We start from the raw sequence: 25713 nt of genomic DNA on the forward strand, positions 1-25713 counted from the left end.
TTCTTAGTGTTAGCCTGATATCACCCATACAGGTGTACCATGGCATTCACTCTCAGACACTGTGGATAGAAGCCTAGGGATTCTAAGTTTATGAACGAGAGCCATGGAGGGCTAATATTTCGAGTGAACCAAAGTAATTAAGAAAGGTAATCCTTGCACCCACTTGATCTTGGAGATGACGTATAGATCGCCATGTCTATAAGCAGAAAAAGGTGATGACGATGGCCGCAATCAATGTCAGGAATTGCTGTTGGGCAATTCACTTCGAGCTTTCAGCCAACATTATTCTCATGGTCATGCAGACGCCCTGCGTTATTTGTCTTTTATATCAGTCACTCTTTATCCGGCAATCCCAAAGGCGATGGCGCTCACCGACAAGATAACAATGACTGCCAAACCAACATCCAACACGTTAGGCAGTTTGCAGTAATAAAGCACATCATCAATTTTCCCAAGGATGGTCAACACCAGAAAGTTCGACTGTGGAATGACCTGAAGTTGCGGCTCAAAAACCTTTACCGCAAGCTTGCCACTCTCGACCGCGGCCTCAATGCTCCACACATCCGCCGTCGTTTGGGTGTGAGCGCCTGCTAGAACAAGGTTGGATATTGATGTCTTTTGTTGTGGCATATATTGCTGGGTGTGGGTCGAATTCACCCATTTGGGCTGCGCCGATGTTATGCCTTCGGGAGAAAACGCCCATTCATGCCAAACTTTGATTTTTACAATGGAAAAATCTTGCCAGCTTTTGCCGCCGTTAGCCTTTTTCACCAGTTCATCTAGGGCATCACACTGCTTTAATTGAAATAACACTTCATCAAGGAATTGCTCCTCAGTGCATTGTTCCAAACAAAGGCCATGAACTGGGCCTAGGGCTGTTGAAACACAAGCGGTGACAGTCCACAGTGATTGGATCTCTTCTCCCAGATAACTCGACTCTCCCCACGCTTGTTCCTGAGCAAAAAGTGTCAGGTTAAAAGCGGAGTCTGAAATAACCAGCGCGCATCGCTTTCGCGGCCAAGACATTTTTTCTTTGAAGCCAATTCTAAAGGACACTTGGGTATGCGGCCCCTGTTGTACCAAGGATTTAAAAAGATTGAGTTGCGGTTGATTTTGAAGAAGCGGGGTTCTGTCTAGAATATCTGCCGCAGAAAAAGGATTCAGTGCGAGGACATAGATATCGGCCTGAACGGTTTCGCCATTGTCCAGTTCTGCTGCTGTTATGCGGTTATTTTCAAAACTCAAACGATGAAGTGGGGTCTGCCAATAAAACTCAACCTGCTTTTGCTTCAGGTCATCGACCCACTTATCAAACCAAACCTCACTGCTGGGCCCGTTCAGAAGCAGCCATCCCGTACGGGCCTTGTGTTCCCATGGCCCGCCTTCACTGTCTGCTTGATGACGATAGCAATACTTAGTGACCAATTGCTTACGGAAAAAATGCGCCACATGATGGAAAGAAACATGACACCAGTCAGAGCCCACCCAAGGGCCAAAAGTGGAACTCCAGGTACTCAGTGTTGAAGCTGCTAAATAAGGTCGCCAAGCTTCTTTCGCATTGATGTTGCTGTACTTTTGGCTACTTCGGGTATTTGAACACCATGCTTTTCCCATCAGCCAACACCAAAGCCATTTTTCTTTGGTCGTCATACTAAACAGGTTCTCCAAATCGACATTGCTGGAGTGAGAGTCACCAAAGTGAGCCGAACCTGAGTTAGGCGCCAAGCCGAATACGACTGGCCGAGAAAGAATGTTGTCATAGAGACTGGAATGCTCATCAAAGGGGATCTCCTTGATGAGTTCGAAAAAATTGTTATACCAAGGGCCCATTCCATGCCAAGAGTATTCAGAAGGCATACCCTGATCTTCTTTTCTTCTGGCACTTCTAAAAAAACCACCTGCATCCGCATTCGCCTCGAATATCTTCACTTTATACCCAAGTTTTGCAAATTCATGCGCTGCCGTTAGTCCGGCAATACCACTACCAAAAATAGCGACACTTTTCGCTTCTGTAGATGATTCTGTGGATTTAGAGATAGCTTCAACTAACATTTAGCACCTCTTAACATGATCGTCGTTTGTGTCTAACGTGCTTTTAGGGGGATTTTATGCTTTCATGTTTCTTGTCATCCGGCCAATAACTGGGGCGACTATAATGATGGTAAATATGCATTTCTGTCTTACGGTCCACTGGCACCGTTGGGTTATACGGCGGAGCGTCTTTCACTGCCTGTCGTGTCAGATTGACAGACGCCTTGGCATCGGGCCAACTCACATCTTCGATCCAATCAGCAGGAATCAGCACTTGATGACCTAGCCACCAGTTACTCGTATTCACTATCAGGTATCGAATGGCCCAAGTTTCTTCATCGATAAGCAGGTCCTGTATGTGGCCAATGTCACCATCGGTCGCATGAATGCGGTAGTCGATTACCGCCTGACAACTACGCAGATGAATGTCGTCATCTTGGTGCTGCTTGGCTTTAGTTTGTACATTAGTCTTAGCCATTTCTGGATGTTCGACATCAGGTGGAGACGCTAAGCCGACGTAGCCCATTAACATCATATTCGGATACACACCCCCGCCCCACATCCCGTCACCGCCCCAATAATAGGGATAGCCGTAGTACTCAAGTAAGCGAATTTCTTGCTGTCGAGAGACAGGTTTTTGGGTGCTGATATCGGGGCTGTTCTCGACTTGAACTTTTGTGATAGAGACGGGCAACAGCTTGTCCGCCCAGTTAGCTTGGCCTATCGAGATAGGCGAAATCAGTACTTTTCTACTGGAAAGCCAAGTGCCAGTGTCAACAACGAGATAGCGAATGCACCAAGTTTCGTCATCGAAATAGACATCTTTAACATGACCAATGTTGCCATCTGTAGCACTGATGACATAGTCCTCCATATTCTTAACTGTGCGTAACATAAGCACTGTCTCCTTCGAATGTTTGTTTTCCTAGAGGGTCGATATACCTATGTAGTATGCAAAAGCGGCGACGCTGTCTAACGTAAGTATCATTTTTGTGGAAGTGACGAACTGCCAGATGCCTAAGTCGCCGAGTTCTCAGCCAAATCCAAACTATTAGTGGGTGCGTGAACGCACTGACACCAGACCGCTGGTCATTCACCATAGAAAGACAATCGGTAATGTTAAGGGCTGTGGGAAACATTTTTAGCGGGCGATATGAACACACCAATTAAAAAATGAATTTTAGCGGCAGATCTGGCGCTGGTGTTAGTACAACTTAGCCACATGGCGCTGGCTGATAGTGTGTCTCAGGAGATGAGTTATTTCAGTGTCGCTTGCAGGGTAATCTCTTCAACACCAGCAAGGGCCTTCGATACTGGGCAGTCACACTTTGCCGCAGCCGCAATCTCCTGGAATTTCGCTTCGTCGATGTCCGCAACCTCTGCGATCATAGTCAATGCGATGCGGTCTATAACGAAACCTTCGCCTTGTTTAGCGAGACGTACACTGGCCTTGGTGTCGATATTGGTGGTGGCAAACCCTGCCTTGTCGCAGGCGAATGAAAACGCCATCGTAAAACACGCGGCATGGGCGGCAGCTAGTATCTCTTCAGGGTTCGTGCCACGACGGTCATCCTCGAAGCGGCTACTGAAGCCGTAAGGATATTGCTTCAGTGCACCGGTCTCGGTACTTATTTTACCTTGGCCTTTCTTACCTTGACCTTGCCATTGGATAGTTGCGATTTTTTCAATCATGGTGTGTCTCCTAAATATCAAAATTGCTCAAGAAGGGTTTCATTTTCGACGCTAATGATTGGGCAAATTGAGACGACTTATACTGCCAACCTATGCCAGTCTGGACTTGACCATAGGTATCCGTCTGTACGGTATGCAACAGATATGATAGCTGCGAAGGCGCTAATGTGATTGCGCTGGGCGTTGAAGATCCCCACCTACCAATCGAAGATATGCTTCTCAAGATCGCCTTTGTACGCTTTCATTTCAGAGGATTAACGGGCCATATATGGCCTGATTTATTGATTGATATTTTCAACCGCTCATTCTCACAAACCAACACATTTTTATCACACTGAATCTGCGCTAACTTCGCCATCCGTTCTGCCGCCTGAGCTGTGGCACGTTGGAAACCCAATAAGCCCAAAGCAGCTGATGCTGCGTCCGTTACGCTGATAGCGTGGGCGTCTTGCACTGTCAGCAATAAGGCGTTTATGAGCTCGGCATCACAGACGTTTTCCAGCTTACGGGTGGCTGTGTCGACGCTGTTCCAGTTTCTTAACTTGACTGTACTGCGGCCATGCGGCCATAACACTTCATCGCTATCTAACTGGATTAATCCTTTGGCAACAGCGCCTGTAATGGCTTGGTCTACAGTGCGTTTAATTTTGGCGCCAACCCTTGTCAGGCCTGCAGCGTTGGCTAAACGAGTAGCAACTAGGCTGGTGAATATTGGGTATTCGGTTTCAACAATACGTTCAACCGCATACACCAACATACTTAAAGGGATGGCGCTGAAATCATCGACATGCGGAATATTGAGCTTAGACACATCGGCTTTTTTATAGGGCGTAGTACAGGCTTCAAATTCTGGTTGTTCTTCTTCAATCCGCATTATTGGCGTTGCAATGGCCTCTGGCGCAGCAACTTTGTGTTTCACTTGTATGGTGCTATTGGCTTGTGCTGCCATTGTTACCATCAGTTCGTCATGTTGGGTTATGGCTTTGTCTATGAGTACTTTCAGGCGATGTAACTCTGCCTCTGGATCTCGAAACCAGTCAGTGGACCAAATGCGTTCAAAGTTCCAGCCAAGGCCTTCCAGTACACTTTGCCGTAACCTTTCGCGGTCGCGTGCCGAAGTAGCTCCATAATAGCCAGCGCCGTCATATTCCAGCGCCAATACAAATTTACTTGGGTCTTCAGGATGCTTGATGGCTAAGTCGATGTAATAACCCTGACTGCCGACTCGGGTGGCTACCTGATACCCTAAACGCTGTATTGCCTGATGCAGCAGGGCGCCAAAAGCAAAGTTTTGTTCCTGCTGTTTTTCATAGGCTTTGTTCAACTGGCCTGATTCGGCAAACTGCAAAAAGATTTGCAGTGAACGCACACCAAAAGGGCTGTCTGCGCCAACTTTTAGTTCATCGCCTTTGAAGTTGGCGAACACTTCCATCGCCAGTCTAGCGCGTGAGATAAGCACGTTTAATCGGCGTTCTCCACCTGGTTTATTTAATAAGCCAAAATTCTGGCTCAGCTGGCCTGTGCTGGTTTTTCCGTAACAAATGCTGATCAAAATAACGTCGCGCTCGTCGCCTTGCACGTTCTCCAGGTTCTTTACAAAAAACTCATCGCCACCTGCATGGCGTGCAAAGAATTCGTCAGTTTCTGGCTGTAAGCGGCGCACTTTTTCCAGCTCAAGCAAGATAGCATCTCGCTGCGAAAGGCTAAACGCAACAACGCCTAACGATAGGTGAGGTTTAGTTAAAGCGTGATTCACTACTGCTGCTACAACAGCTTTTACTTCGCCAGTATTAGTGCGAGAGCTGCCTTTGTCGTAATGTGTTTCAGGTAAATAATGAAACTTCAGTCCTGTTGCATCGGGGTGAAAGCCTGGGCTTGGAAAGGCCACTAACTTGTTTTTATAAAACTGGTCGTTGGACACTGCGATCAGTGAATCGTGGCGAGAACGGTAGTGCCAGCGCAGCATTTTACTTGCCGCACCACGGGCTTCCATTAATGCCAGAATACTTTCCATTTCTGCGGTGGCGCTGTTTTCCAGTTCTTCCTCTTCCAGTTCAACAGCTTTACCAAATAGGTTGCTTGGTGGCATTTGCTTACTGTCACCTACCACAATCACTTGCCGCCCGCGCAGCATTGCGCCTAAGGCATCGGGTGCTGGAATTTGACTTGCTTCGTCAAAAATCACCAGGTCAAAATCTAACGCACCTTGTTTTAGGTAGGTGGCGATGGACATAGGACTCATCATAAAAATAGGTTTTACTTGCTGGATCACGTTACCTGCTTCAGCCAGTAATTTCCTAATAGGAATATGGCGTTTTTTCTTACCTAACTCACGCAGTACTAATTCCATTTCACCTTTAGCTGTTTTCTTTGGCAAGCGCTCGTACAGGCTGTTTACTAAAAATTCTTGAGCGAAAAACAAACTGTTACCATCAATACGTTTAAAGTCGCGTAGGCTTTGTTCATGTTTATTGCGGTCAAAGTGCCGTATTGCTTCTGAGCTGTCATAGGCATAGTTAACCAGACCAGAATAATAGCTAAGTTCGAATACCGTCATTAGCAAGTCTGGGGCTGCATGCCATGAGTAAGCATGTTTAGTGAAGTCCTTGATGTTATAAGGCTCAAACGCCTTAATAATCTGGTTGTAGCGTGCAAAATCGTAAAGTAGGGCAGAGTTTTTCCAGCCTTCTAACCAGACATTTAGTTGCGTAAATTGCATTGCTGCTAAGTCATGGTTTGGATTGCTGTCGGGGATTTGTATCAGCTCTTGCAGCGTTTGTGCCTGCACTGCAATAGCGTTACAAAGCGCTGTCAGTGAGTTCGTCTGGTCACGCAGCAGCATTTTATCAAGGCCCGTATCAATCAGTTCAGCCAATGACTGCGACAATTCAACACGGTTTACCTTTGCATAAAAGGTGTTTATCCAGCTGTGAATTTGCGTTAATTCATTGTGCTCCGAAAATTCGCCTTGCCACTGCGCGCCAAAAGATTCAGATAACAGGGGGTGGTAGCTAGTTAGCTCTTTTTTCGTGCTTTGGTAAGTTAAAGCAGTATCTAATGCAGTAAGCCAGTCGGTAGACGAAGCGGGCAGAGCGCCAAGCCAAAGCCCTGCTAGCTGTGCTTTGGCTTGGCGATAGCTGGACGACAGGAAACGCCACCATTTATCTGTTTTGCCAATCAAGCCTTGGCGGATACTCAGTAAATCGGCATCCAGCGCCTGCGTGATAAAGTGCTGTTCGCAGCTGGCTTTGAGTGATAAGAAATTAGCTAGGCAGGTCAGGCCGTTATCGATCCGCTTTTTTTCTAAAGCCCATATGGGGTTATTTACTTTAACGCTTTTAAGATCTGGCACTTCGGATAGCCAGCTCGTTGTTGAAATCAGCGGTGCGACTTGTTGCAAGCTTTGTGGTTTATCAAGCTGCAGAAAAACACTGACGGTTTGAGTTTGCGTATCAAGTTGGCTAAGCAACTGGCTTATTTCTACCAAAGTAGAGGTTAATGCCTGCTGCAATGCAGGTGAAAAGTCAGTGCGACCAGACATCGCAAATGGATGCGCTGCAGGTATGCCAATGCGTGCTAGTTGCTGTACTAATTCCGTAACCAGTTTCCTCGCATTACTGTATTCCTCAGCTGTCCATTGTTCGAAGTAGCTAAATGGGAGGGCTGGTAAGGAGTTGTCGGGATCCTTTGTCTTCAATTGCAGCAATGAGCCCAACGCTTCAATGTAATTGATACCGCTACGCAGAATAGGGGCTCGGATGGCATGCACATAAGCATCCAGCGAGGCTTTTGATTCCGCTAAATCTGAAAACTCTTGCTCCCGGTTTGCTGTTTGTGGCCGACCTTGCTCAAGTGACTCAGCAATAGAACCAAGCACAGATTTCTTGGTACTTTTGTGACTATGTAGTTCGAGTACGGCGTAGCCCATATGAGTTTCATCAAGGCGTTTTTTCACCACCTCAAGTGCTGCCATTTTTTGTGCAACAAACAGCACCTTTTTACCCAGCGCAACCGCTTCGGCAATAATGTTGGTGATAGTTTGGGATTTACCTGTACCTGGTGGCCCTTGAATGATCAGGTCCGCGCCAGATTTCATCGCCAAGATTGCTTCAATCTGGCTAGAATCGGCGTCTTTTACCAAGTGGAGTTTTTCTGGATGATTCAGATCTGCAGGATTGATCTCTGCATCGTGGGGAAAGCCATCACGAAATAAGCGGCCAATTAAAGGTAACTGTGATGGTTTTTTTCCTTCCGGCCAGCCTGTAGGGTCCAAGTCCATGTACATTTGAAACTTGCCAAAAGAGAACAGCCCTAAACCAATTTTATCCTGATGCACTCGCCATGAAGGTTGCACTGTAATCGCATCTGATACCGCCTGATAATAATCTGTGATGACCATCTCATCAGAATAAGCGGGAAGCATTAACTTAAATTCAGTCCTTAGTTTTGCAGCTAAGGTCAGGTTTGAACCCAGCTCTTCGCCGGTGTAGCGCAATTTGAAGCTATCTCTGGCTGATGATCGCATTAGTTGAACTGGGATCAGAATTAAAGGTGCATATCTTGAAACAGATGAGTTTGTTGGCTCATTCCACTGTAAAAAACCAAGTGCTAAATACAGAACCTCAACACCTTGTTCTTGCAGCATTGTATGGGCTTCGGTTTCCAGTTTCAGCAGGGCTTTATCCAGCTTGGCGGGCACTAATCCGGTTTGTAGGTATTTGTCGGTGAAGCGGGCCACTCCCTTTTTCTGTTCGAGGTATAAATCAAGAGGTGGCAATTCCAAATCATCGTCGGTCTGAAAGAATGATCCTTCATCTTCACTGTCGGCAATTTTTTGCTGATAAGCTTCTGGCAGTGGTAAAAAGCTGAGTGTGTTTTCTTGCTCAACGAGCATTTCAAATATCTTGGCAGATTGCTCATCAATAATGTCGAGGGCTTTACTACCACTGCGGTAATTCAGCTGAGGGTTGGATCGAAGACCCATATCAAGTAATTCCAGACGCGCACGTTCCAGTTGCTGCTCAACAACCATAAAAATCCATCTCCGAGATATGCTGAACAGCAATAGTTTTCACAAGGTTTTGCTGGTGGCGTTGTTTAAAAATCTACCATATCAACGGTTGTTTCTAAAAGCAATCTTGCGAATTATTAGAATGATAAGAAGTAGTCGTGCAGAAAGTGAGTGAGCGTATATTGCTTTTATTGGTCGTTAATAAATTTAACGAAATTAGCTAAAGTTGATGGTGCTATTCGCCATGAGATTACTGCTCAACTTATGACTAATTAGGAAAAATGTGCTCCAGCAATTCTGGGTATTCCCTTTTGCAAGCAAATTATCTAATCGGCCAGCCTCCGAGGAGTTATTACGCGCTACGGAATGATTTAACCAACAACGCTATGCTAATTGATCATGAATATGGCTCATGTTGTATGTGAAATAAAACCGTTTTTGTTCATGTGCCGAACCACGTATAAATGACTCCAAGCGAAATATTAGACAAGCTTGAAGTTGCACCCTAGCTAAGCCATCAGGACTTAAGTCATCGGCACTTAAGTTAAATAGAACCTCAGACAGAACACGAATAATGTCTATCAGAGTCGGGTCGAGAAGCTAGAAGCGCAGGGCATAAACTCAGGTTTGAAATCAGGCAATGGGATACTGGATCACTATGAATAAGCATTTTACATTTACGATTAACAGCATTTGTCTTGATGAAAATTATCATCCCTCAGACAAGACGCGTATCACGACCAACTTTGCTAACTTGGCCAGAGGCAGTCATCGCCAAGCGAACTTACGCAACGCGTTAAAGATGATTGATAACAGTTTTAATGCCTTAGCGCATTGGGATAACCCTAAAGGCGATCGTTATACTGTCGAACTTGAAATTATCTCCGTTAATCTGGATATTGACGGCAGTGGTCAAACCTTCCCATCGATTGAAGTTTTGAAAACCAATATTGTTGATCATAAAACTAATAAGCGTATTGAAGGTATTGTCGGCAATAACTTTTCATCTTACGTACGCGATTATGACTTTAGCGTATTACTGGCAGAGCATAATAAGGGCCAAGCCAAATTTAGTATTCCAGATGATTTTGGTGGTCTGCATGGCAAGCTATTTCAGTCTTTTGTTAATTCTGATGCTTACAAACAGAATTTTAATAAGCCACCGGTTATCTGCCTCAGTGTGTCGGATAATAAAACCTACCATAGAATTGAGAATCAGCATCCCGTATTAGGGGTTGAATATCAGCCAAATGAATCGTCTTTAACTGAGCAATATTTCAAAAAAATGGGCTTACAGGTGCGCTATTTTATGCCGCCAAATAGTGTGGCGCCTTTAGCTTTTTATTTCTTTGGTGATTTACTGAATGATTACACCCATCTTGAGTTGATAAGCACCATCAGCACTATGGGAACTTTTCAAAAAATCTATCGCCCTGAGATTTATAATGCCAATGCTGTTGCAGGGAAATGCTATCAACCTAATTTGAAAAATCTGGATCATTCACTGACTCAAATTGTTTATGACCGAGCAGAACGTAGCCAATTGGCGAATGAGCAAGGCAAATTTGCAGCGGAGCACTTTATCAAACCCTATCAAACGTTTTTTGAACAATGGTCTGCTAATTACCTTTAGTCGCTCTGCGCCTAATTGTCACGCTCATTAATTAATCCAATACGGCATCATTATTATGACAACACGACTTAATAAAACATCGCTTAACCAGACACTGTTACCGACTTCAACTGCGGGCAGTTTGCCTAAACCTTTATGGCTTGCAGAGCCTCAAACACTTTGGTCTCCATGGAAATTGCAAGGAGAGGAATTAATTACCGGTAAACACGATGCACTGCGTTTGTCATTACAGGATCAACAGCTAGCAGGGATTGATATTGTCAGTGATGGCGAGCAAACGCGGCAACATTTTGTCACTACCTTTATTGAGCACCTCAATGGCGTTGATTTTTCAAAACGTAAAATCGTTAAAATTCGTGATCGCTATGATGCGAGCGTGCCCACGGTTGTCGGCCCAGTGAGCCGCCAAAAGTCGGTGTTTGTTGAAGATGCCAAATTTTTACGCAAGCAAACCACACAACCGATTAAATGGGCGCTGCCAGGCCCTATGACCATGATAGATACGCTTTATGATGACCATTATAAAAGCCGAGAAAAGCTTGCTTGGGAATTTGCCAAAATTCTTAATGAGGAAGCCAAAGAATTAGAAGCGGCGGGTGTTGATATTATCCAATTTGATGAGCCTGCCTTTAATGTATTTTTTGATGAGGTAAACGATTGGGGTATTGCGTGTTTAGAAAGAGCCATTGAAGGGCTTAAATGCGAAACGGCGGTGCATATTTGTTATGGTTACGGCATTAAAGCCAATACAGATTGGAAAAAAACCTTGGGCTCAGAGTGGCGCCAATATGAAGAAGTGTTTCCTAAGCTGCAAAAGTCTAATATCGATATTATCTCGCTAGAATGTCACAACTCCCATGTGCCAATGGAGCTACTTGAACTCATTCGCGGTAAGAAAGTCATGGTTGGCGCGATTGATGTCGCCACCGACGCGATTGAAACCGCTGAGGAAGTGGCTGACACCCTACGAAAAGCCCTTAAATTTGTCGATGCCGACAAGCTTTATCCTTGTACTAACTGCGGCATGACGCCTTTATCCCATCAAGTCGCAAGAGGCAAACTCAACGCCTTGAGTGCAGGTGCAGAGATCGTCAGAAAAGAACTCTTGGCATTAAGATAAGACGCGTTAAGTGTTGCTGTCTTTTTTACAGCAGCATGTTTTATAGCAGCATAAGTCCAGCTTTGTTGAAGGGATATCGACATTGGTGTTAAAAAACGGGATTGGCATTCTGATGCCAATCCCATTGTTCATTTCTAAGCTCTTACATTTAGTGCTTAGGCTTATGCATTGTCTTAGCGCTTATTGGCCAAGTTTTGGTGTGCGTGGCGGGATCATGCGCCTGTCACCTGTTGACTCAAATGCACCTGCAAATTTAAGCAGGTTATTATCGTCATAGGCGCGGCCTGCGAAGGTCAAACCGACTGGCATGCCAATATCGGCCATCACGCCCATAGGCACAGTCACAGTCGGCACGCCTAAATGGCGAATCGCAAGGTTTCCGTTAGCGACCCAAACTCCGTTGCTCCAAGCGATATCGGCGGAAGCCGGATTCACATGCGCATCGGCAGGGCCGACATCTGCCACGGTTGGGAACAGCACTGCATCGAGCTTTAGCTCGTCCATCCAGTCTTCGAGATCTAGCTTACGCGTCTTCTCTAAGCCACGCAGACCATCGGGAATACTGTCGATCTGGTCATAGGATTTAAGACCACGCTTAGCCATGTTGACGTACTCTTCCATGCCTGCCGCTAAGTCACCTTCACGGTTAGGCAAGGTGCCTAAGTCGTGGGGGAAAATCAAATGCCCAACAACATCAGCAAGTTTGTTGAGTTTAGGGTCATTGTTAGCACGCAGGAATTCATCGAACGCCCAACCTGAGAGTTCCCATAATTCATCATGGAGGAATTGAGGCGTGACGATACCGCGGTTAAACACGGTCGGCGCACCTGGGCGGTCGCCTTCGCAATTTGATACCAACGGGAAATCGACTTCAATCACTTCGGCGCCAGCGGCTTCTAAGGCTTTACGAGCCGCTTCCCATAGATCGATAACTGATTGGCGGGTATGAATACGTTGCCCCGTTGGCCCGCCAATGCCCGGATTTTCGCTAGTGCCCGCCAATTCATCCTTATTGATGTACATGCGCGGCACACCAAAACGCTTACCTTTAAGCGTGTCGGCTTGAGCGGCAAGCTCCAGATAAGATGCTGGACGGACACTTGATGCTTTAGGGATTTGTACCCAAGGTTGCAGACGCCAGAGATCGCCACGGGTGATAGGATCGTCGGCCACAATCACATCCAACACTTCAAGCATATCGGCCATAGTGCGGGTATAAGGCACGACAACATCCATGGTCGGCGTTAACGGCCAGTTACCGCGCACCGAAATCACGCCGCGAGACGGTGTATAGGCACATAAACCATTATTGGACGCAGGGCCACGGCCACTCGACCAAGTTTCTTCGGCAAGACCAAAAGCAGAGTAACTTGCCGCCGTACCCGTGCCTGCCCCATTGGAAGAGCCCGAAGCGAATGGTGCAGTAAGATACTCAGCATTGTATGGGCTTTCAGCGCGGCCATAGTGACCACGCTGCATGCCGCCATTGGCCATAGGTGGCATATTGGTTTTGCCTAGGCAAATGGCACCTGCGGCGCGTAGGCGCTCAACGGCGAAGGCATCATACTGCGCCACTAAATCCTTAAAGGCTGGGCTGCCAGAAGCTGCCGTCAGCCCCTTCACCAAATAGCTATCCTTGGCGGTATACGGAATACCCTCAAGTGGGCTCAGTATTTCACCACGGGCGCGGCGCGCATCTGACGCCTCAGCTTCTTTGAGCGCATCGGGATTGTGTACCACTAACGCATTGAGCTTAGTCTTTGTCGCAGGGCCGTCATACGCCTCAACCCGCGCGAGATACGACTTAACCAACTCCACTGCGGTGGTGCGGCCAGATTCGAGCGCAGCACGCAACTCGGCAATAGAAACTTCAGTGACTTCAAACATCTTACACCCTCCCGCTGAAAGCTAATTGTGGTGTAATAACAGTGACATCAATCGTCATGCTGTTCTCCTTAGATTACTTTCCAGAGGGGATCTGCTGGGTAATACAATGGATATTACCGCCACCTAATAAAATCTCACGGGCTGGCACACCCACAATCTCATGCTCTGGGAAGATTTCCTGCAGTTTTTGGGCGGCGATATCATCGGTTGCAGGGTCAAGCAGTGGGAACACGATGCGATTATTGGTGATTAAAAAGTTCACATAAGAACCGGCTAAACGCTCACCCGCCGTGCGTGGCACGCCAGTGCCTTCGGTCACGCCTTTTGATTCTTCTTCGGTGCAATACAGCGGCCCCGGTTGTGGCAATAGATGGATTTTTAACTTACGGCCTTTGGCATCCACGGTATTTTGCAGCACATCGAGCGCCGCTTTTGAGCGTGGATACTGGGGATCAGTCTCATCATCGGTCCAGTGCAGAATGACTTCACCAGGACGGGCGAAACAGCACATATTGTCGATATGACCATCGGTCTCATCCATATACACGCCATCTTGCAACCAGATAAACTGCTTAACATTCAAATAGTCACGCAGTAAGTCTTCAATCTGTTCTTTTGTCAGTTCAGGGTTACGGTTGGCGTTAAGTAAACATTCTGCACTTGTCATACAGGTGCCTTCACCATCGACATGGATGGAGCCACCTTCGAGGATCAGCGGCGCGCTGTAACGGGCAAAACCATGCTGCGCAAGCATCTGCTGCGCGACTTGCTCGTCCTTATCCCATGGGAAGTACAAACCACCGTTATGGCCGCCCCAAGCATTAAAACCCCAGTCAACACCACGGCATTCGCCATTGTCATTCACAACGACGGTTGGCCCAGTGTCACGAGCCCAGCAATCGTTACTGTCCATTTCAACCAAGGTGACATGGGATGGCATCACCGCTTTAGCTTCGGCTAAAAACGTCTTAGGAACACCCATATAAACAGGGGTTGCCGCACCAATGGCATCGGCCACCTTAGCAAAGGTCGCCTGAGCATAAGCACCAGCTGCACGCCAGTTATCAGGACGATAGGGCCAAATCATCCACACCGCTTGCTGCGCAGCCCATTCGCCAGGCATATAAAAACCATCTTGGGATGGCTTAGTCGTTAACTGCGTGGCATCCACGGTCACGTTTGTCATGAGTTTTGTCTCCAGTAATGCTTAAAAACGATAAGGGTGTGCGTCCTAACATCGGACGACAGAATCGAAATATACCTAACATCAATCAAATGAATAAATTAAAGGACCGCATTTATCATGTGCATAGTTTGGCCGAAATTGTCAGGTCTTCACTCGGTGAGTTTTAGCTTCATTGAAATATTGCTGCGTATCTTATCATTTAAGATGGCTTGCGCTAAATACTTGTATGCAGGACATAGATGAGAATTTGTAGGGGAGGAAGCTTGTCAATTTATTGCTCACGAGATGAGTGAATTACGAAATGGAGCGAATGCTCTTTAGTTAAAATAAGTCTTTAGTTGAAATACGGCACTAAAATCTGATCTCAGCATCAAAATAGCGCTTTTATTTTACCTAGCTTATCATCATCGGTTTATTGTAGCCTTTTGCTAAAAAACACTGCGGAGGCGTATTTTTTGTTCTTTCTCAATATTTGCCCGTTGCAGTATTTATCTTTAAAGGATATCAGCATGACTTCCCACACGGCGCCATTAACCTCATTTTCTACTGAACCTTCTATCACTGAAATTTCTACAACGGAATCTTCTACAACGGGATTTTCTATAACAGATGTTGAGCCGCTGCTTAACATTATGGAAAAACTGCGTGATCCGCACACGGGCTGTCCTTGGGACAAAGCGCAAACCTTTCAAACTATAGTGCCTTTTACCTTAGAGGAAGCCTATGAGGTTGCCGATACTATAGAGCGCTTAGCCTGGGATGAGTTGCCCGATGAACTTGGGGATTTATTATTTCAAATCGTATTTTATTGTCAGCTCGGTAAAGAGCAGGGGCTGTTTGATTTTGCCACAGTGATTGAGAACATCAGCGACAAGTTGACCCGCCGTCATCCCCATGTGTTTGGCGAACAAAATCCGCAAATAGGCGATAGCGCCCAAGCGATGAAAGCCAATTGGGAGGCGATAAAAGCGACTGAGCGTGAGCAAAAGGCGCAGCAAGTGGCGGGTGAAACCCAAGCTGATGTGCAGGTTTCTGTATTGGATAATATTCCTCGCTCACAACCTGCGCTGTCGCGCTCAATCAAAATTCAGCAGAGGGTGGCGCGAGTCGGTTTCGATTGGGCTGAACTTGAGCCCGTGGTCGCTAAAATCCACGAAGAAATCGATGAAGTTTTGCATGAAGTGAATCAAACTGAGCAAGACCAAACTAAAGTGCAGTCCGAAATGGGCGATTTACTATTTGCCGTGGTGAATTTAGCTCGCCATCTTAAGGTCGATCCAGAACAAGCGTTGCGCCAAGCTAACCTTAAATTTGAACGCCGTTTTCGCGGTGTAGAACAGTTGGCGAGTGACAGCGGTAAAAGTATGGAAGAGCACACATTAATGGAGCTTGATGCCTATTGGGACCAAGTAAAAGCGACAGAGACGAGATAAACGGCAAATTATCCCGATTGGTGTTTGTCGAATCGCGCCGCCTTTGGTATACTACTGCCCCGTCCTAGTGCTTTCTTACAAGCACGTATTTTCAAACTCATTTTCTCAGGTTCAGCATGACTACAAGGTATATCTTCGTTACTGGTGGCGTTGTTTCATCACTAGGTAAAGGCATTGCAGCAGCATCATTAGCTGCAATTTTAGAGGCCCGCGGTCTCAATGTAACCATCATGAAACTGGACCCTTACATTAACGTTGATCCGGGTACCATGAGCCCAACCCAACATGGCGAAGTATTTGTTACTGAAGACGGTGCAGAAACAGATCTCGACTTGGGTCACTACGAGCGTTTCATCCGTACGAAGATGAATCGTCGTAACAACTTCACTACCGGTCGTATTTACGAAGAAGTATTACGTAAAGAACGTCGTGGCGATTATTTGGGCGCAACCATTCAGGTTATCCCACACATTACTAATGCGATTAAAGAAAAAGTATTAGCAGGTGGCGAAGGCCATGATGTGGCTATCGTCGAAATCGGCGGTACTGTGGGTGATATCGAATCTTTGCCGTTCCTAGAGTCTATCCGTCAGCTCGGTGTTGAGCTGGGCCGTGATCGTACTCTGTTCATGCATTTAACCTTAGTGCCTTTCTTAGGTGCTGCAGGCGAAGTGAAAACTAAGCCAACTCAACACTCAGTGAAAGAGCTGCGTTCTATCGGTATTGCACCAGATGTGCTGGTTTGCCGTGGTGATCGTGCTATTCCTGCGAATGAAAAAGCCAAAATTTCGCTGTTCTGTAACGTCGAAGAGCGTGCGGTTATTTCATTAAAAGATGTTGATAGTATTTATAAAATCCCAGCTTTGTTACGTTCACAAGGTTTGGATGACTTAGTGGTTAAGCGTTTCGGTTTAGAATGCCGTGAAGCGGATCTGTCTGAGTGGGAAAATGTTATTTATCAAGAAGCTAATCCAAACGGCGAAGTCGTTATTGGTATGGTGGGTAAATACATTGAACTGCCAGATGCCTATAAGTCAGTCAACGAAGCATTAAAACACGCAGGCCTTAAAAACCGCGTATCAGTGACCATCAAGTATATTGATTCACAAACCGTAGAAGCTAAAGGCGAAGAAGTCTTACAGGGCTTAGACGGTATCTTAGTACCAGGCGGTTTTGGCGAGCGTGGTGTTGAAGGTAAGATACTGGCGGCAAAATTTGCCCGTGAAAACAATTTACCGTATTTCGGTATTTGTTTAGGTATGCAAGTTGCCCTAATTGAATTTGCGCGTAATGTTGCAGGTATGGCTGATGCACATTCAACTGAATTCAATAAAGAAACACCATTCCCAGTTGTGGGTTTGATCACTGAATGGATTGACGAAGAAGGTAATGTTGAGCAGCGCCATGAGGCGTCTGACTTAGGTGGCACTATGCGTTTAGGCGCTCAATTGTGTCATTTACTCGAGGGTTCAAAAGCGGCTCAAGCCTACAAAGGCAACAGCTGTGTAGAACGTCACCGTCACCGTTACGAAGTGAACAACAAATACAGAGAGCGTTTAGAGCAAGCTGGCATGATCTTCAGCGGTCTGTCTTCTGATCGCAAACTGGTGGAAATGATCGAATTAAAAGATCACCCATGGTTTGTTGCAGGTCAATTCCATCCTGAATTCACCTCAACTCCGCGCGATGGTCACCCATTGTTCGAAGGGTTTATTGCTGCGGCAAGTGCGCATCAAAAACGTGATCTGAAGTAAGAATATTTGAGGCCGGACCCGCGACAGTGCGGCCGGCCTTTTGCTACACTCGTCGCTACTTGAAACATAAGAATTTAATACTTCTGGGTGTAAACAGCATGCGTATCCGTTGCATCTGTATGGACGCAAACCGTAAATGGAATTTGGTTATTTTCTGCGGTATGTGACTTCCATTTATTCCCATAGGTATTGGTTTTTTCTTTTATCTTTAAACTTAAATCGAGGGTGTTATGGCTAAGATTATTAACGTGATTGGTCGCGAGATTATGGATTCTCGTGGTAACCCAACTGTTGAAGCCGAAGTGCATTTAGAAGGTGGTTTTGTGGGTATGGCTGCGGCGCCTTCTGGTGCATCAACCGGTAGCCGCGAAGCGTTAGAATTACGTGATGGCGATAAGAGCCGTTATTTAGGCAAAGGCGTATTAACAGCTGTTGCTAACGTAAACGGTGTCATCCGCGCTGCATTATTAGGCAAAGATGCGACGGCACAAGCTGAGCTTGATCAAATCATGATCGACTTAGATGGCACAGAAAACAAAGACAAGTTAGGCGCAAACGCGATTCTGGCTGTGTCTTTAGCGGCTGCTAAAGCAGCAGCAGCATCTAAAGGTATTCCTTTATACGCGCATATCGCTGAATTAAACGGTACACCAGGCCAATATTCTATGCCTGTGCCTATGATGAACATCTTAAACGGTGGCGAGCACGCGGATAACAACGTTGATATCCAAGAATTCATGGTGCAACCTGTTGGCGCGAAAACCTTCCGTGAAGCACTGCGCATGGGCGCTGAAATCTTCCATACGCTGAAAAAAGTATTGCACGACAAAGGTCTAAGCACTTCTGTGGGTGACGAAGGTGGTTTTGCACCTAACTTAGCGTCAAATGCTGATGCGTTAGCCATTATCAAAGAAGCGGTTGAACTGGCTGGCTACAAGTTAGGTACTGATGTGACGTTAGCGCTGGATTGCGCTGCATCTGAATTCTACAAAGACGGCAAATACGATTTAGCGGGCGAAGGCAAAGTCTTCGACTCGAACGGTTTCTCTGATTTCTTAAAATCATTGGCTGACCAATACCCAATCGTGTCTATCGAAGATGGCTTAGACGAATCAGATTGGGATGGCTGGGCTTATCAAACTCAAATCATGGGTGACAAGATCCAATTAGTGGGCGACGATTTATTCGTTACTAACACTAAAATCTTAACCCGTGGTATTGAAAACGGTATTGCTAACTCAATCCTTATCAAGTTTAACCAAATTGGTTCATTGACAGAGACTTTAGCGGCTATTCGTATGGCGAAAGAAGCGGGTTATACCGCCGTGATTTCACATCGTAGTGGTGAGACTGAAGATTCAACCATTGCTGACTTAGCCGTGGGTACTGCTGCTGGTCAAATCAAAACCGGTTCACTGTGTCGTTCTGACCGTGTCGCTAAATACAACCAATTGCTGCGCATCGAAGAGCAATTAGGTGAAAAAGCCCCATACCGTGGTTTGAAAGAGATCAAAGGTCAGGCGTAATTTAATATTTGATGTAAAAAGGCCACCACTTGGTGGCCTTTTTTGTTGTGTAAGGTTTTGTTTTTGATTGATTTTATTTTGATCTGGACCACATATTGACCACATGTCGTTAGGAAATGAAGAAAGCCGCCTTAATTGGCGGCTTTCTTGCTTTTAGGTTTCAGCGCTGCGATGATGTGCCAAATTTTCACTGTTCGGTGGTGTTCATGCCTATCTTTAAAGCCATTTGTCCTATCTGCCACGGCAGCAAAACAACCATCCGCACTAGCAAACGTATTACACCCGCCTATCAAGTCCTTTATTGTGATTGTCTTGATGAAAATTGCTTAACCCGCTTCAAGGTAGATTCCACACATGCAGGTGTTATTCATACTATGCATGGCAATACTGCCGCTGGATTTAAGCCTCACAAAGAGCAACTTGATTTAGCATTTTAGCTTCTTGTTCAAATCGGCTTGCGGTTCGTGCAAAAATCTCTGCATCCATCTCTATCCCAATAAAACGTCTATCCAGTGCTAAACAAGCTCGTCCAGTAGAACCGCCACCCATAAAACAATCCAGTACCGTTTCGCCTTGGCGACTGCTGGCATTGATGATGTGTTCGAGTAGTTCTGCTGGTTTTTCACATGGGTGCTTACCTGGATAATATGGCACCGATTTAAACGACCACACATCCGTAAACTGTACTTCTTTAGTCACCGTAAAAGGGCGTCTTAGGGAATGGTACTGCGCTTTTAAATCATCATACTCTCGAACAAGTACCTGATAGTTTTCATGTAAGACGGCAAATTGCTGGGCTAATCCTTCATGGCTAGCGGTAAGTACGTTTTGCTCGTACTTGGCAAACAGCACCTGTAGCTGTGTGTATTGCTTTGCCGTCGGTAGTTTCCATTGTGACGGACTAAACCAATGTGAACACATCTGCGTTCCGGTGGCTTCGTTGATGGCTTTCGCTGGAATGTTCAGGCGTTCTTTCGCTTTCTGAAAGTAGTCAATCAACGGCGCAAACACATGGCGCTTTAAGTCTTGGCACTTGTCATGATATTGAGAACCACCTTTTGCGCTACCTTCTGCTTTGTAATGGCCACACATGATGATCCGCTCTGTCGCTGGAAAAAATGAGCGCAGATTTTCTTTGCAGGTACGATTCCACGGTCCAGAGGGTTTTGTCCAAATGATATGGTTAAGCACATCAAAGCGCTGTTTCAGAAGTATCTCGGTTTGTGAGGCAAGGCGAGAGCCGCAAAATAAATATAAGGTGCCTGAAGGTTTTAATACTCGCCATAATTCTAAGGCCACACAGTCAAGCCAAGATAAAAAATCGTCTTGGTTAGCCCACTGGTTATCCCATGCATCTGGCTTAACTTGAAAGTAAGGCGGATCTGTGACAATAAGGTCGATACTGTTATCGGCTAAAGATTTCAATGACGATAAACAATCGTCATTGATGAGGGTGAGGCGTTTTTGCATTACTGTTGGTTCCAGCTTTGACACTCGGGGTGTTCTGGTCAGTAATAAATTTACAGCGTGGACATTTTATGGCGACGCGCCCATGTTCAATGTAGCACAGCATTTTGTTGCATCTAAGGCAGTGGACAGGCTTCATGGTACTAGCTCAACATACTGTTTAAATAAACAGTGTATCAAAGTTGGTCTTAGAATGAGAATGTTAGCCACACCTTTGGACGGTCTTGCTTTTAAAATAGGCTTTTATAGACCTTTACTGCATGCTTCATCGTTTTTGCTGTAACGTTTTTAACATTTGCATCTTTTAACAGTCTAAAAAAGAGCTCGCTCATTTCGGTGACATTCCAGTTTGCCTCACAACAATAATCATGCACGATGGCGGCTGCGATGAACTCGGGCAGGTAAGGACTTCCGATGACAGACCAGAACGGTTTGGGGATACTGGCTCCATCAGTAACATATCCTTGTGGGATAATGAGAGCTTGGACTTTGCCACGATATTGCCACTTCACTTCCATATTGCGTTCCAATCGATAGCGTTTACTAAAGGGCATCGGCGTAAGCAGTGGAGTGTCACAGGTGATGACTTTTAATGTCATGTAGAGGCCCCTTGAGTTGTTGCTTCAAGGATGGCTAACCTAAGCATGACTTGTGGCTGGGCCGTACTGAGCTCCTGATAGGTCATTGCGCTCAGATCATCTCTTAAGCGTTGTGATATTCCGACAACCTTGAGCATGTCTTTAAATGCAACGGCTTTGCGTATCACTAAGTGGCAAAAGTGCTCTTTGGACTCTCGGGGATTGAGGGCATCAAGTGTGGGGGTTGGACTGTTATTATCGGCAATCCATGCTATGGCCTCAGTCTCTTGCGCCATCCAGCTCTGCATTTCTGCTTGTGAATACGTGTTTAGCACTGGACTAAATGTAGCGTCAGTTTCTGTGGCTAGCAGGCTTAGCTTTTCAAGTAATATCTCTTGATGGTATTTCTCTATATCCCATTGCCATGTTTGTTTATCGAAATCAACTGTTAAACAGTGCATTGGTCTACTGTCATCATCCAGAAAAATATCGTCGCCACTGGCAGCAAAAAAAGCTCTGCGCCCATGTGCTTGCATTTTATTGTTAATGTTTGATGCCTCATCTTCTGAGGCCAATGTTAATAATGAGACTGCCCCATCTACAGGGTTTTGGTGAAAGACGACGAAACTCATATCTAGTACCTGTATATGCGCACAGTAGGCGGTTTATTTGCTGGGTGAGTTGCTGGGTTGCCTTTCAAAAACACATCTTCTCCGGGAAGTAAGCCTACTTTTTGAGTTAGGTTTGAATAGCTTTGATAGAACGTTCCCCCTGCTTGGTGGAGAGGTAATGATGTGATCTGCAATTCATTACTCGGATTAATGCTCATCTGCCAGATAATGCCATTTTCACACGATGCTATGCTGTAGTAGCTACCACCTGTATTGAGCCCTGTGAGAACTGAATCTTGGCGAGTGTCTGCTCTAAAAAAAACACCGCTAAAGTTGTTTAAAGCAATATTGGTACTCGTTCCAACACAAAATGTGGATCGCGGGAATGCAGTTTCATAGGAAGATTTGACAATAATATATGTCCATACTTCGCCTGCCTTTGAGGGGCTGGCAACAGCAATTCCTGTTTTTTCGAGAGCCCCTTCATACACCAATTGCCAGCCAAACACCTTGGCTGTCAGTTGTGAAATCAGCTCAGGAATATCAAGTAGCTGCGTGATAATGTCACTCAGTGACTGCCCTTGGTGATTAATGGCGTTGGTATCATGGGCCTGACTATCTTGTTTATGCTCATTCATTTCAGTGCTATTGCGACTTGCGACATTTCCACCCATTACACTAGCCTCACAGTGCCATCACCTTCGATACTGCGCACATGCATCACTTCGCTCGCTCCTATTTGAATAGGTAATGTGCGCATTGCAGTGTCAATGATGACGCCCTCATCTTCTGGCGGAATTTCTCCCGCTTTTGTGACATACACATAAAGCAACACGCCATCGCTTGATTGGTTTTGTACGGCACCACTGTGGCCGGCAGAATTGGGGTAAGCACGCCATTCATAATCCACCGTGTTTATTTTGGGTTTTGTGGCCATTACGCCTCCATTTTTTTAGGTTCAAATTGAATATGCATGTGACTGGGCAGTTGCATATTGATACCGCATATAAGTTTATGCAGCGGCCTTGCCTCATTCTCGTAATACATTTCGCCATATTGCAGCGGATTACCCATGGTTGCGCCTTCCGGCGGGATAATGCCGCTCATGCCAGCAGGGTAGCGGTGCGCCACAATGACTTCTTGAGAGGATATTTTTTTTATCCCTTCAAATTCATCCTTGGTCCCAATATTGCCCACCGGAATAAGCTGTACGCCTTTTTCTTGGCCGCCAGGGATATTGATGAGCATGGAGGAGAAGTTGCCTACACCACGAGATTTTTTAAGCGCTTCAGCCATCATCTCTTCTGTTGCTGGCGTCATGTGCGGGTCGGTCATGTACAAGATAAAACCCATGTGCATACCGTTCTTGTAATAGCGCCGCCTAAACTGAGTCGCATCTTGCGACAAGAGTGCTGATTCAATACCTGACAAGTAATCGGGCAAGCCATAGATGTTTTGCCGCGGATCATAAAGGCGAATTTGAAACACTTCGCCTGGCTTGTACCACGTCTTACTTTCATCATCGTTTATTCTGACAAAGCTGTTATTTTTGCCCCTTCGGGTGTACTGCGCCGCGATATGCCCAAGGCGTAAAGGTGCACCAAAGACGTTTTTGAATATCTGAAAATAACAATGACCAAAGGTCACTAAATCCTTGCAAATATTCATCACATCGCTAAATGGTAGTGTGGGTGTTTCGATGTAATCTTTAGATAAAATGCGCGTTCTGGCTTCAACGATTGAGCCGTGGTATGAGTTGGCCGTTAATAAGCCAGACAATATTTCAGGCTCGATAGGCGGCGTGTAAAATCCTTCGCAATCATCAAACGTGACGTCACTGCAGCTAACCGGGCTTTGCTCTCGCACACGCTCAATGCCGCCAAACTCAAACATTTGCGCGGGGGCGTTGGATGTATCGTGCACGGGCGTTGCAGGTTTAGCTGACGGGTACTTTCTTTTGGTCATTATAGGTTTACTCGTATCGTGGAAGATCGCTGCATCATGGCGTTAAGCCCTTCATAGGCAACGGCGTGAGCGATGGCAAAGAAATCATCCGCATGGCCCGTTTCTTCTGTTCTATCTGCTGCGAAGGTCATCGTGCCGTGGCCTGTTTGTTTACGTTTAATCGCCAAAAATGAGGGCGCAATAGTCTCAAATGTGGCGGGCCACTTAAGGCGACCAGTGCTGATTAAGTCCATGACTTTAAGCACCAGTGTTTGTTTGCTTTGCTGGGTGTAGTTAATGAGCATGGTGCGCGGGAAAAAGGCTTTAACCATTTCAGCCACGCCACTCCCAATACCACTGCAGTCGATACCGATGTGTTGCACGTTGTAGCGGTAGGTGAGGTTTTGTATTTGCTCTGCCTGATAAGACCAATGAAAGCCACGATACTCAAAGGCTTCAATTACCCGAAATGCTTCACCTTTTTTTTCTGGAATACTGAGCACGTAACAGCGGGCGAGGTCGCCTGTTCTTGCAGGGTCATACCCAATCGCCACTGGTTTATCGCCATATGGCCTTGCGAGGGATAAATCGACGTCTGACCAGGGATCAGCACGAATGCACTTCGTCAGCTCATTGAGGGTGAAAATGCTATCCGCTTCGTCAATAAACTCGCCGTTGTAGAGGTATTCAAACGAGGCGGCACTGCAGCGCTCCCTTAAATCCTCAATGTCGATATTTGGGTTACCGCCATCAATCGCATCTTGCAAGGTGACGACATAACGCCATTTTTTATCTGGGCAGACTTGCGGGTATTTGCGCAGTGTCTCTTTTGACGGGAAGTGAATATCCGCGCGGTCTTTGTCGCCTTTTTTCCAATATGCGCCCGACCAGACTTTGTATGCCCCGTGCTGACGGGTTGATGGCGTTGAAAAAACCGTGATACGCCGGTCTTTGAGGGTACTCATCGCGCCAGCGGTTTCGTAAATCCCTTCAAATTTACCAATCCAGCACGCTTCATCGATATACAAATCCGAGCTAAAGGATTGTGCAGTGTTGCGATTGGTGCCAATGAAGCGCAGTTCTGCGCCATTGGGTAGACGTATAGGATCGCCTTTTAACTCAATATCAAAATATTGCTGTGCAAGGTTGATGATGTAAGAGCGAAACACCAAGGCTTGCGCTTTGGAAGCCGAAAGGAATGTCTGGTTGCGGCCCGTCTCGCGGGCAACATAGAGCGCTTCGCCTGCGGCCTCAAAGGTAAAACCAATCTGGCGGGATTTGATGGTCCAGCGTTCTTTAAGGTTACGCGCATCAAAGTGGACTTTCTGGTAGCGGTAAAGCTTGCTAACCCATTCCTGCCAACGCGGGTCATCCACGGCGGGTATGTCATTTTTACGGCTTTTGCTTTTTTTCTTGCTGTCCGACTTATCGCGATACTGCGACTCACCACTGCTTAATGCCACCTCGCGCTCACGCAGTGACATCTCTTGCTCGCGCAGCCTGGCATTGGCGCTTTGCATCTTAATGAGGTTGGCCACTAGACGGTCAATCTCGTCTAGTTCGCGCCTATTCTTTAAATCACGATTGGTTAGCGCGGTAATGCGTTGCTCTAATTGCTTTTCGACACTGAAAGCGGACAGCAGGTTGTTCCAGCCTTCCTTGTTTATCCAGTTGTACACCGTTCTGACGCTATTAATGCCAAGGTTTTCAGTGATTTCTCTGGGTGTTAGGCACGCCAAATACAGGCTCTTGGCCTGTTCTTTTGTTTCATTAGCGTAGCGGCTGTTGCGAGTGTCTTTCATGGTGAGCAGTGTAGCGGTAGTCACGCGCAAGCTCTTGT

The 25713-nt window shown here is 46.2% G+C and carries 19 protein-coding genes; 6 read left to right on the forward strand and 13 right to left on the reverse strand.

What is annotated here, in order from left to right:
* Window positions 1–339: 339 nt before the first annotated feature.
* From CKQ84_RS14115 to CKQ84_RS14130, 4 genes are all read right to left on the reverse strand, one after another.
* Window positions 340–2052 carry an FAD-dependent oxidoreductase gene (locus CKQ84_RS14115; RefSeq protein WP_105251756.1) on the reverse strand — a complete coding sequence of 571 codons (1713 nt, stop codon included), beginning with the start codon at window positions 2050–2052 and terminating at the stop codon, window positions 340–342.
* Between the two features lie 43 nt (window positions 2053–2095).
* A complete protein-coding gene (locus CKQ84_RS14120) occupies window positions 2096–2926 on the reverse strand; it encodes a PRC-barrel domain-containing protein (RefSeq protein WP_105251757.1) in 831 nt (276 codons plus the stop codon).
* Window positions 2927–3288: 362 nt separating this feature from the next.
* Window positions 3289–3723: an OsmC family peroxiredoxin gene (locus tag CKQ84_RS14125; protein WP_105251758.1), complete on the reverse strand. Its 435-nt coding sequence runs from the start codon at window positions 3721–3723 to the stop codon at window positions 3289–3291.
* 241 nt (window positions 3724–3964) lie between these two features.
* Window positions 3965–8755, reverse strand: coding sequence for a DUF3320 domain-containing protein (locus CKQ84_RS14130; protein ID WP_105251759.1), 4791 nt, complete (start codon window positions 8753–8755; stop codon window positions 3965–3967).
* Window positions 8756–9392: 637 nt separating this feature from the next.
* On the opposite strand from CKQ84_RS14130, the gene CKQ84_RS14135 reads away from it, so the two are divergent.
* On the forward strand, window positions 9393–10367 hold the full coding sequence (locus CKQ84_RS14135; protein WP_105251760.1) for a DUF1852 domain-containing protein: 975 nt from the start codon (window positions 9393–9395) through the stop codon (window positions 10365–10367).
* Between the two features lie 55 nt (window positions 10368–10422).
* Window positions 10423–11487 carry a methionine synthase gene (locus tag CKQ84_RS14140; protein WP_028761373.1) on the forward strand — a complete coding sequence of 355 codons (1065 nt, stop codon included), beginning with the start codon at window positions 10423–10425 and terminating at the stop codon, window positions 11485–11487.
* Window positions 11488–11667: 180 nt separating this feature from the next.
* Here CKQ84_RS14140 and CKQ84_RS14145 read toward each other — a convergent pair whose 3' ends face one another.
* Window positions 11668–13374 carry an amidase gene (locus tag CKQ84_RS14145; protein WP_028761372.1) on the reverse strand — a complete coding sequence of 569 codons (1707 nt, stop codon included), beginning with the start codon at window positions 13372–13374 and terminating at the stop codon, window positions 11668–11670.
* Between the two features lie 73 nt (window positions 13375–13447).
* Window positions 13448–14560: an agmatine deiminase gene (aguA, locus tag CKQ84_RS14150; RefSeq protein WP_105251761.1), complete on the reverse strand. Its 1113-nt coding sequence runs from the start codon at window positions 14558–14560 to the stop codon at window positions 13448–13450.
* 509 nt (window positions 14561–15069) lie between these two features.
* Between aguA and mazG the strand changes: the two genes are divergently transcribed.
* The 4 genes from mazG to CKQ84_RS14170 all read left to right on the forward strand — a co-directional run bounded on the left by mazG (window position 15070) and on the right by CKQ84_RS14170 (window position 19710).
* The gene (gene mazG / locus CKQ84_RS14155; RefSeq protein ID WP_105251762.1) at window positions 15070–15993 is read left to right on the forward strand and encodes a nucleoside triphosphate pyrophosphohydrolase; all 924 of its coding nucleotides are present in this window, start codon (window positions 15070–15072) and stop codon (window positions 15991–15993) included.
* 116 nt (window positions 15994–16109) lie between these two features.
* On the forward strand, window positions 16110–17747 hold the full coding sequence (locus CKQ84_RS14160; RefSeq protein ID WP_012587102.1) for a CTP synthase: 1638 nt from the start codon (window positions 16110–16112) through the stop codon (window positions 17745–17747).
* Window positions 17748–17977: 230 nt separating this feature from the next.
* On the forward strand, window positions 17978–19273 hold the full coding sequence (gene eno / locus CKQ84_RS14165) for a phosphopyruvate hydratase (RefSeq protein ID WP_105251763.1): 1296 nt from the start codon (window positions 17978–17980) through the stop codon (window positions 19271–19273).
* 116 nt (window positions 19274–19389) lie between these two features.
* A complete protein-coding gene (locus CKQ84_RS14170) occupies window positions 19390–19710 on the forward strand; it encodes a hypothetical protein (protein WP_105251764.1) in 321 nt (106 codons plus the stop codon).
* Here the strand turns inward: CKQ84_RS14170 and CKQ84_RS14175 are convergent.
* The 7 genes from CKQ84_RS14175 to CKQ84_RS14205 form a co-directional block, all read right to left on the reverse strand.
* Complete coding sequence (locus CKQ84_RS14175) at window positions 19673–20743, reverse strand: site-specific DNA-methyltransferase (RefSeq protein ID WP_105251765.1); 1071 nt, start codon at window positions 20741–20743, stop codon at window positions 19673–19675. The genes CKQ84_RS14170 and CKQ84_RS14175 overlap by 38 nt on opposite strands.
* Window positions 20744–20970: 227 nt before the next feature.
* Window positions 20971–21339 (reverse strand): DUF1353 domain-containing protein, encoded by a 369-nt coding sequence (locus tag CKQ84_RS14180; RefSeq protein WP_105251766.1) that lies wholly within the window; start codon window positions 21337–21339, stop codon window positions 20971–20973.
* Window positions 21336–21950 (reverse strand): hypothetical protein, encoded by a 615-nt coding sequence (locus CKQ84_RS14185; RefSeq protein WP_105251767.1) that lies wholly within the window; start codon window positions 21948–21950, stop codon window positions 21336–21338. Before CKQ84_RS14185 ends, CKQ84_RS14180 begins: the two co-directional genes overlap by 4 nt.
* A gap of 2 nt (window positions 21951–21952) precedes the next feature.
* The gene (locus tag CKQ84_RS14190; protein ID WP_105251768.1) at window positions 21953–22603 is read right to left on the reverse strand and encodes a hypothetical protein; all 651 of its coding nucleotides are present in this window, start codon (window positions 22601–22603) and stop codon (window positions 21953–21955) included.
* Window positions 22603–22866, reverse strand: a complete 264-nt coding sequence (locus tag CKQ84_RS14195; RefSeq protein ID WP_105251769.1) for a hypothetical protein — start codon at window positions 22864–22866, stop codon at window positions 22603–22605. Before CKQ84_RS14195 ends, CKQ84_RS14190 begins: the two co-directional genes overlap by 1 nt.
* The gene (locus CKQ84_RS14200; RefSeq protein WP_105251770.1) at window positions 22866–23894 is read right to left on the reverse strand and encodes a phage portal protein; all 1029 of its coding nucleotides are present in this window, start codon (window positions 23892–23894) and stop codon (window positions 22866–22868) included. Before CKQ84_RS14200 ends, CKQ84_RS14195 begins: the two co-directional genes overlap by 1 nt.
* Window positions 23894–25699 carry a terminase family protein gene (locus CKQ84_RS14205; RefSeq protein WP_105251771.1) on the reverse strand — a complete coding sequence of 602 codons (1806 nt, stop codon included), beginning with the start codon at window positions 25697–25699 and terminating at the stop codon, window positions 23894–23896. The genes CKQ84_RS14200 and CKQ84_RS14205 overlap by 1 nt, the downstream gene beginning before the upstream one ends.
* Between the last annotated feature and the right edge of the window lie 14 nt (window positions 25700–25713).

Source organism: Shewanella sp. WE21 (assembly GCF_002966515.1).
GTDB classification, from domain to species: Bacteria; Pseudomonadota; Gammaproteobacteria; order Enterobacterales; family Shewanellaceae; genus Shewanella; species Shewanella oncorhynchi.

Coding starts and splice junctions, on each gene's coding strand:
- eno (WP_105251763.1), top strand. CDS start 17,978: ATGGCTAAGATTATTAACGTGATTGGTCGCGAGATTATGGATTCTCGT.
- CKQ84_RS14170 (WP_105251764.1), top strand. CDS start 19,390: ATGAAGAAAGCCGCCTTAATTGGCGGCTTTCTTGCTTTTAGGTTTCAG.
- CKQ84_RS14125 (WP_105251758.1), bottom strand. CDS start 3,723: ATGATTGAAAAAATCGCAACTATCCAATGGCAAGGTCAAGGTAAGAAA.
- mazG (WP_105251762.1), top strand. CDS start 15,070: ATGACTTCCCACACGGCGCCATTAACCTCATTTTCTACTGAACCTTCT.
- CKQ84_RS14130 (WP_105251759.1), bottom strand. CDS start 8,755: ATGGTTGTTGAGCAGCAACTGGAACGTGCGCGTCTGGAATTACTTGAT.
- CKQ84_RS14115 (WP_105251756.1), bottom strand. CDS start 2,052: ATGTTAGTTGAAGCTATCTCTAAATCCACAGAATCATCTACAGAAGCG.
- CKQ84_RS14140 (WP_028761373.1), top strand. CDS start 10,423: ATGACAACACGACTTAATAAAACATCGCTTAACCAGACACTGTTACCG.
- CKQ84_RS14195 (WP_105251769.1), bottom strand. CDS start 22,866: ATGGCCACAAAACCCAAAATAAACACGGTGGATTATGAATGGCGTGCT.
- CKQ84_RS14175 (WP_105251765.1), bottom strand. CDS start 20,743: ATGCAAAAACGCCTCACCCTCATCAATGACGATTGTTTATCGTCATTG.
- CKQ84_RS14185 (WP_105251767.1), bottom strand. CDS start 21,950: ATGAGTTTCGTCGTCTTTCACCAAAACCCTGTAGATGGGGCAGTCTCA.
- CKQ84_RS14160 (WP_012587102.1), top strand. CDS start 16,110: ATGACTACAAGGTATATCTTCGTTACTGGTGGCGTTGTTTCATCACTA.
- CKQ84_RS14180 (WP_105251766.1), bottom strand. CDS start 21,339: ATGACATTAAAAGTCATCACCTGTGACACTCCACTGCTTACGCCGATG.
- CKQ84_RS14135 (WP_105251760.1), top strand. CDS start 9,393: ATGAATAAGCATTTTACATTTACGATTAACAGCATTTGTCTTGATGAA.
- aguA (WP_105251761.1), bottom strand. CDS start 14,560: ATGACAAACGTGACCGTGGATGCCACGCAGTTAACGACTAAGCCATCC.
- CKQ84_RS14145 (WP_028761372.1), bottom strand. CDS start 13,374: ATGTTTGAAGTCACTGAAGTTTCTATTGCCGAGTTGCGTGCTGCGCTC.
- CKQ84_RS14200 (WP_105251770.1), bottom strand. CDS start 23,894: ATGACCAAAAGAAAGTACCCGTCAGCTAAACCTGCAACGCCCGTGCAC.
- CKQ84_RS14190 (WP_105251768.1), bottom strand. CDS start 22,603: ATGGGTGGAAATGTCGCAAGTCGCAATAGCACTGAAATGAATGAGCAT.
- CKQ84_RS14120 (WP_105251757.1), bottom strand. CDS start 2,926: ATGTTACGCACAGTTAAGAATATGGAGGACTATGTCATCAGTGCTACA.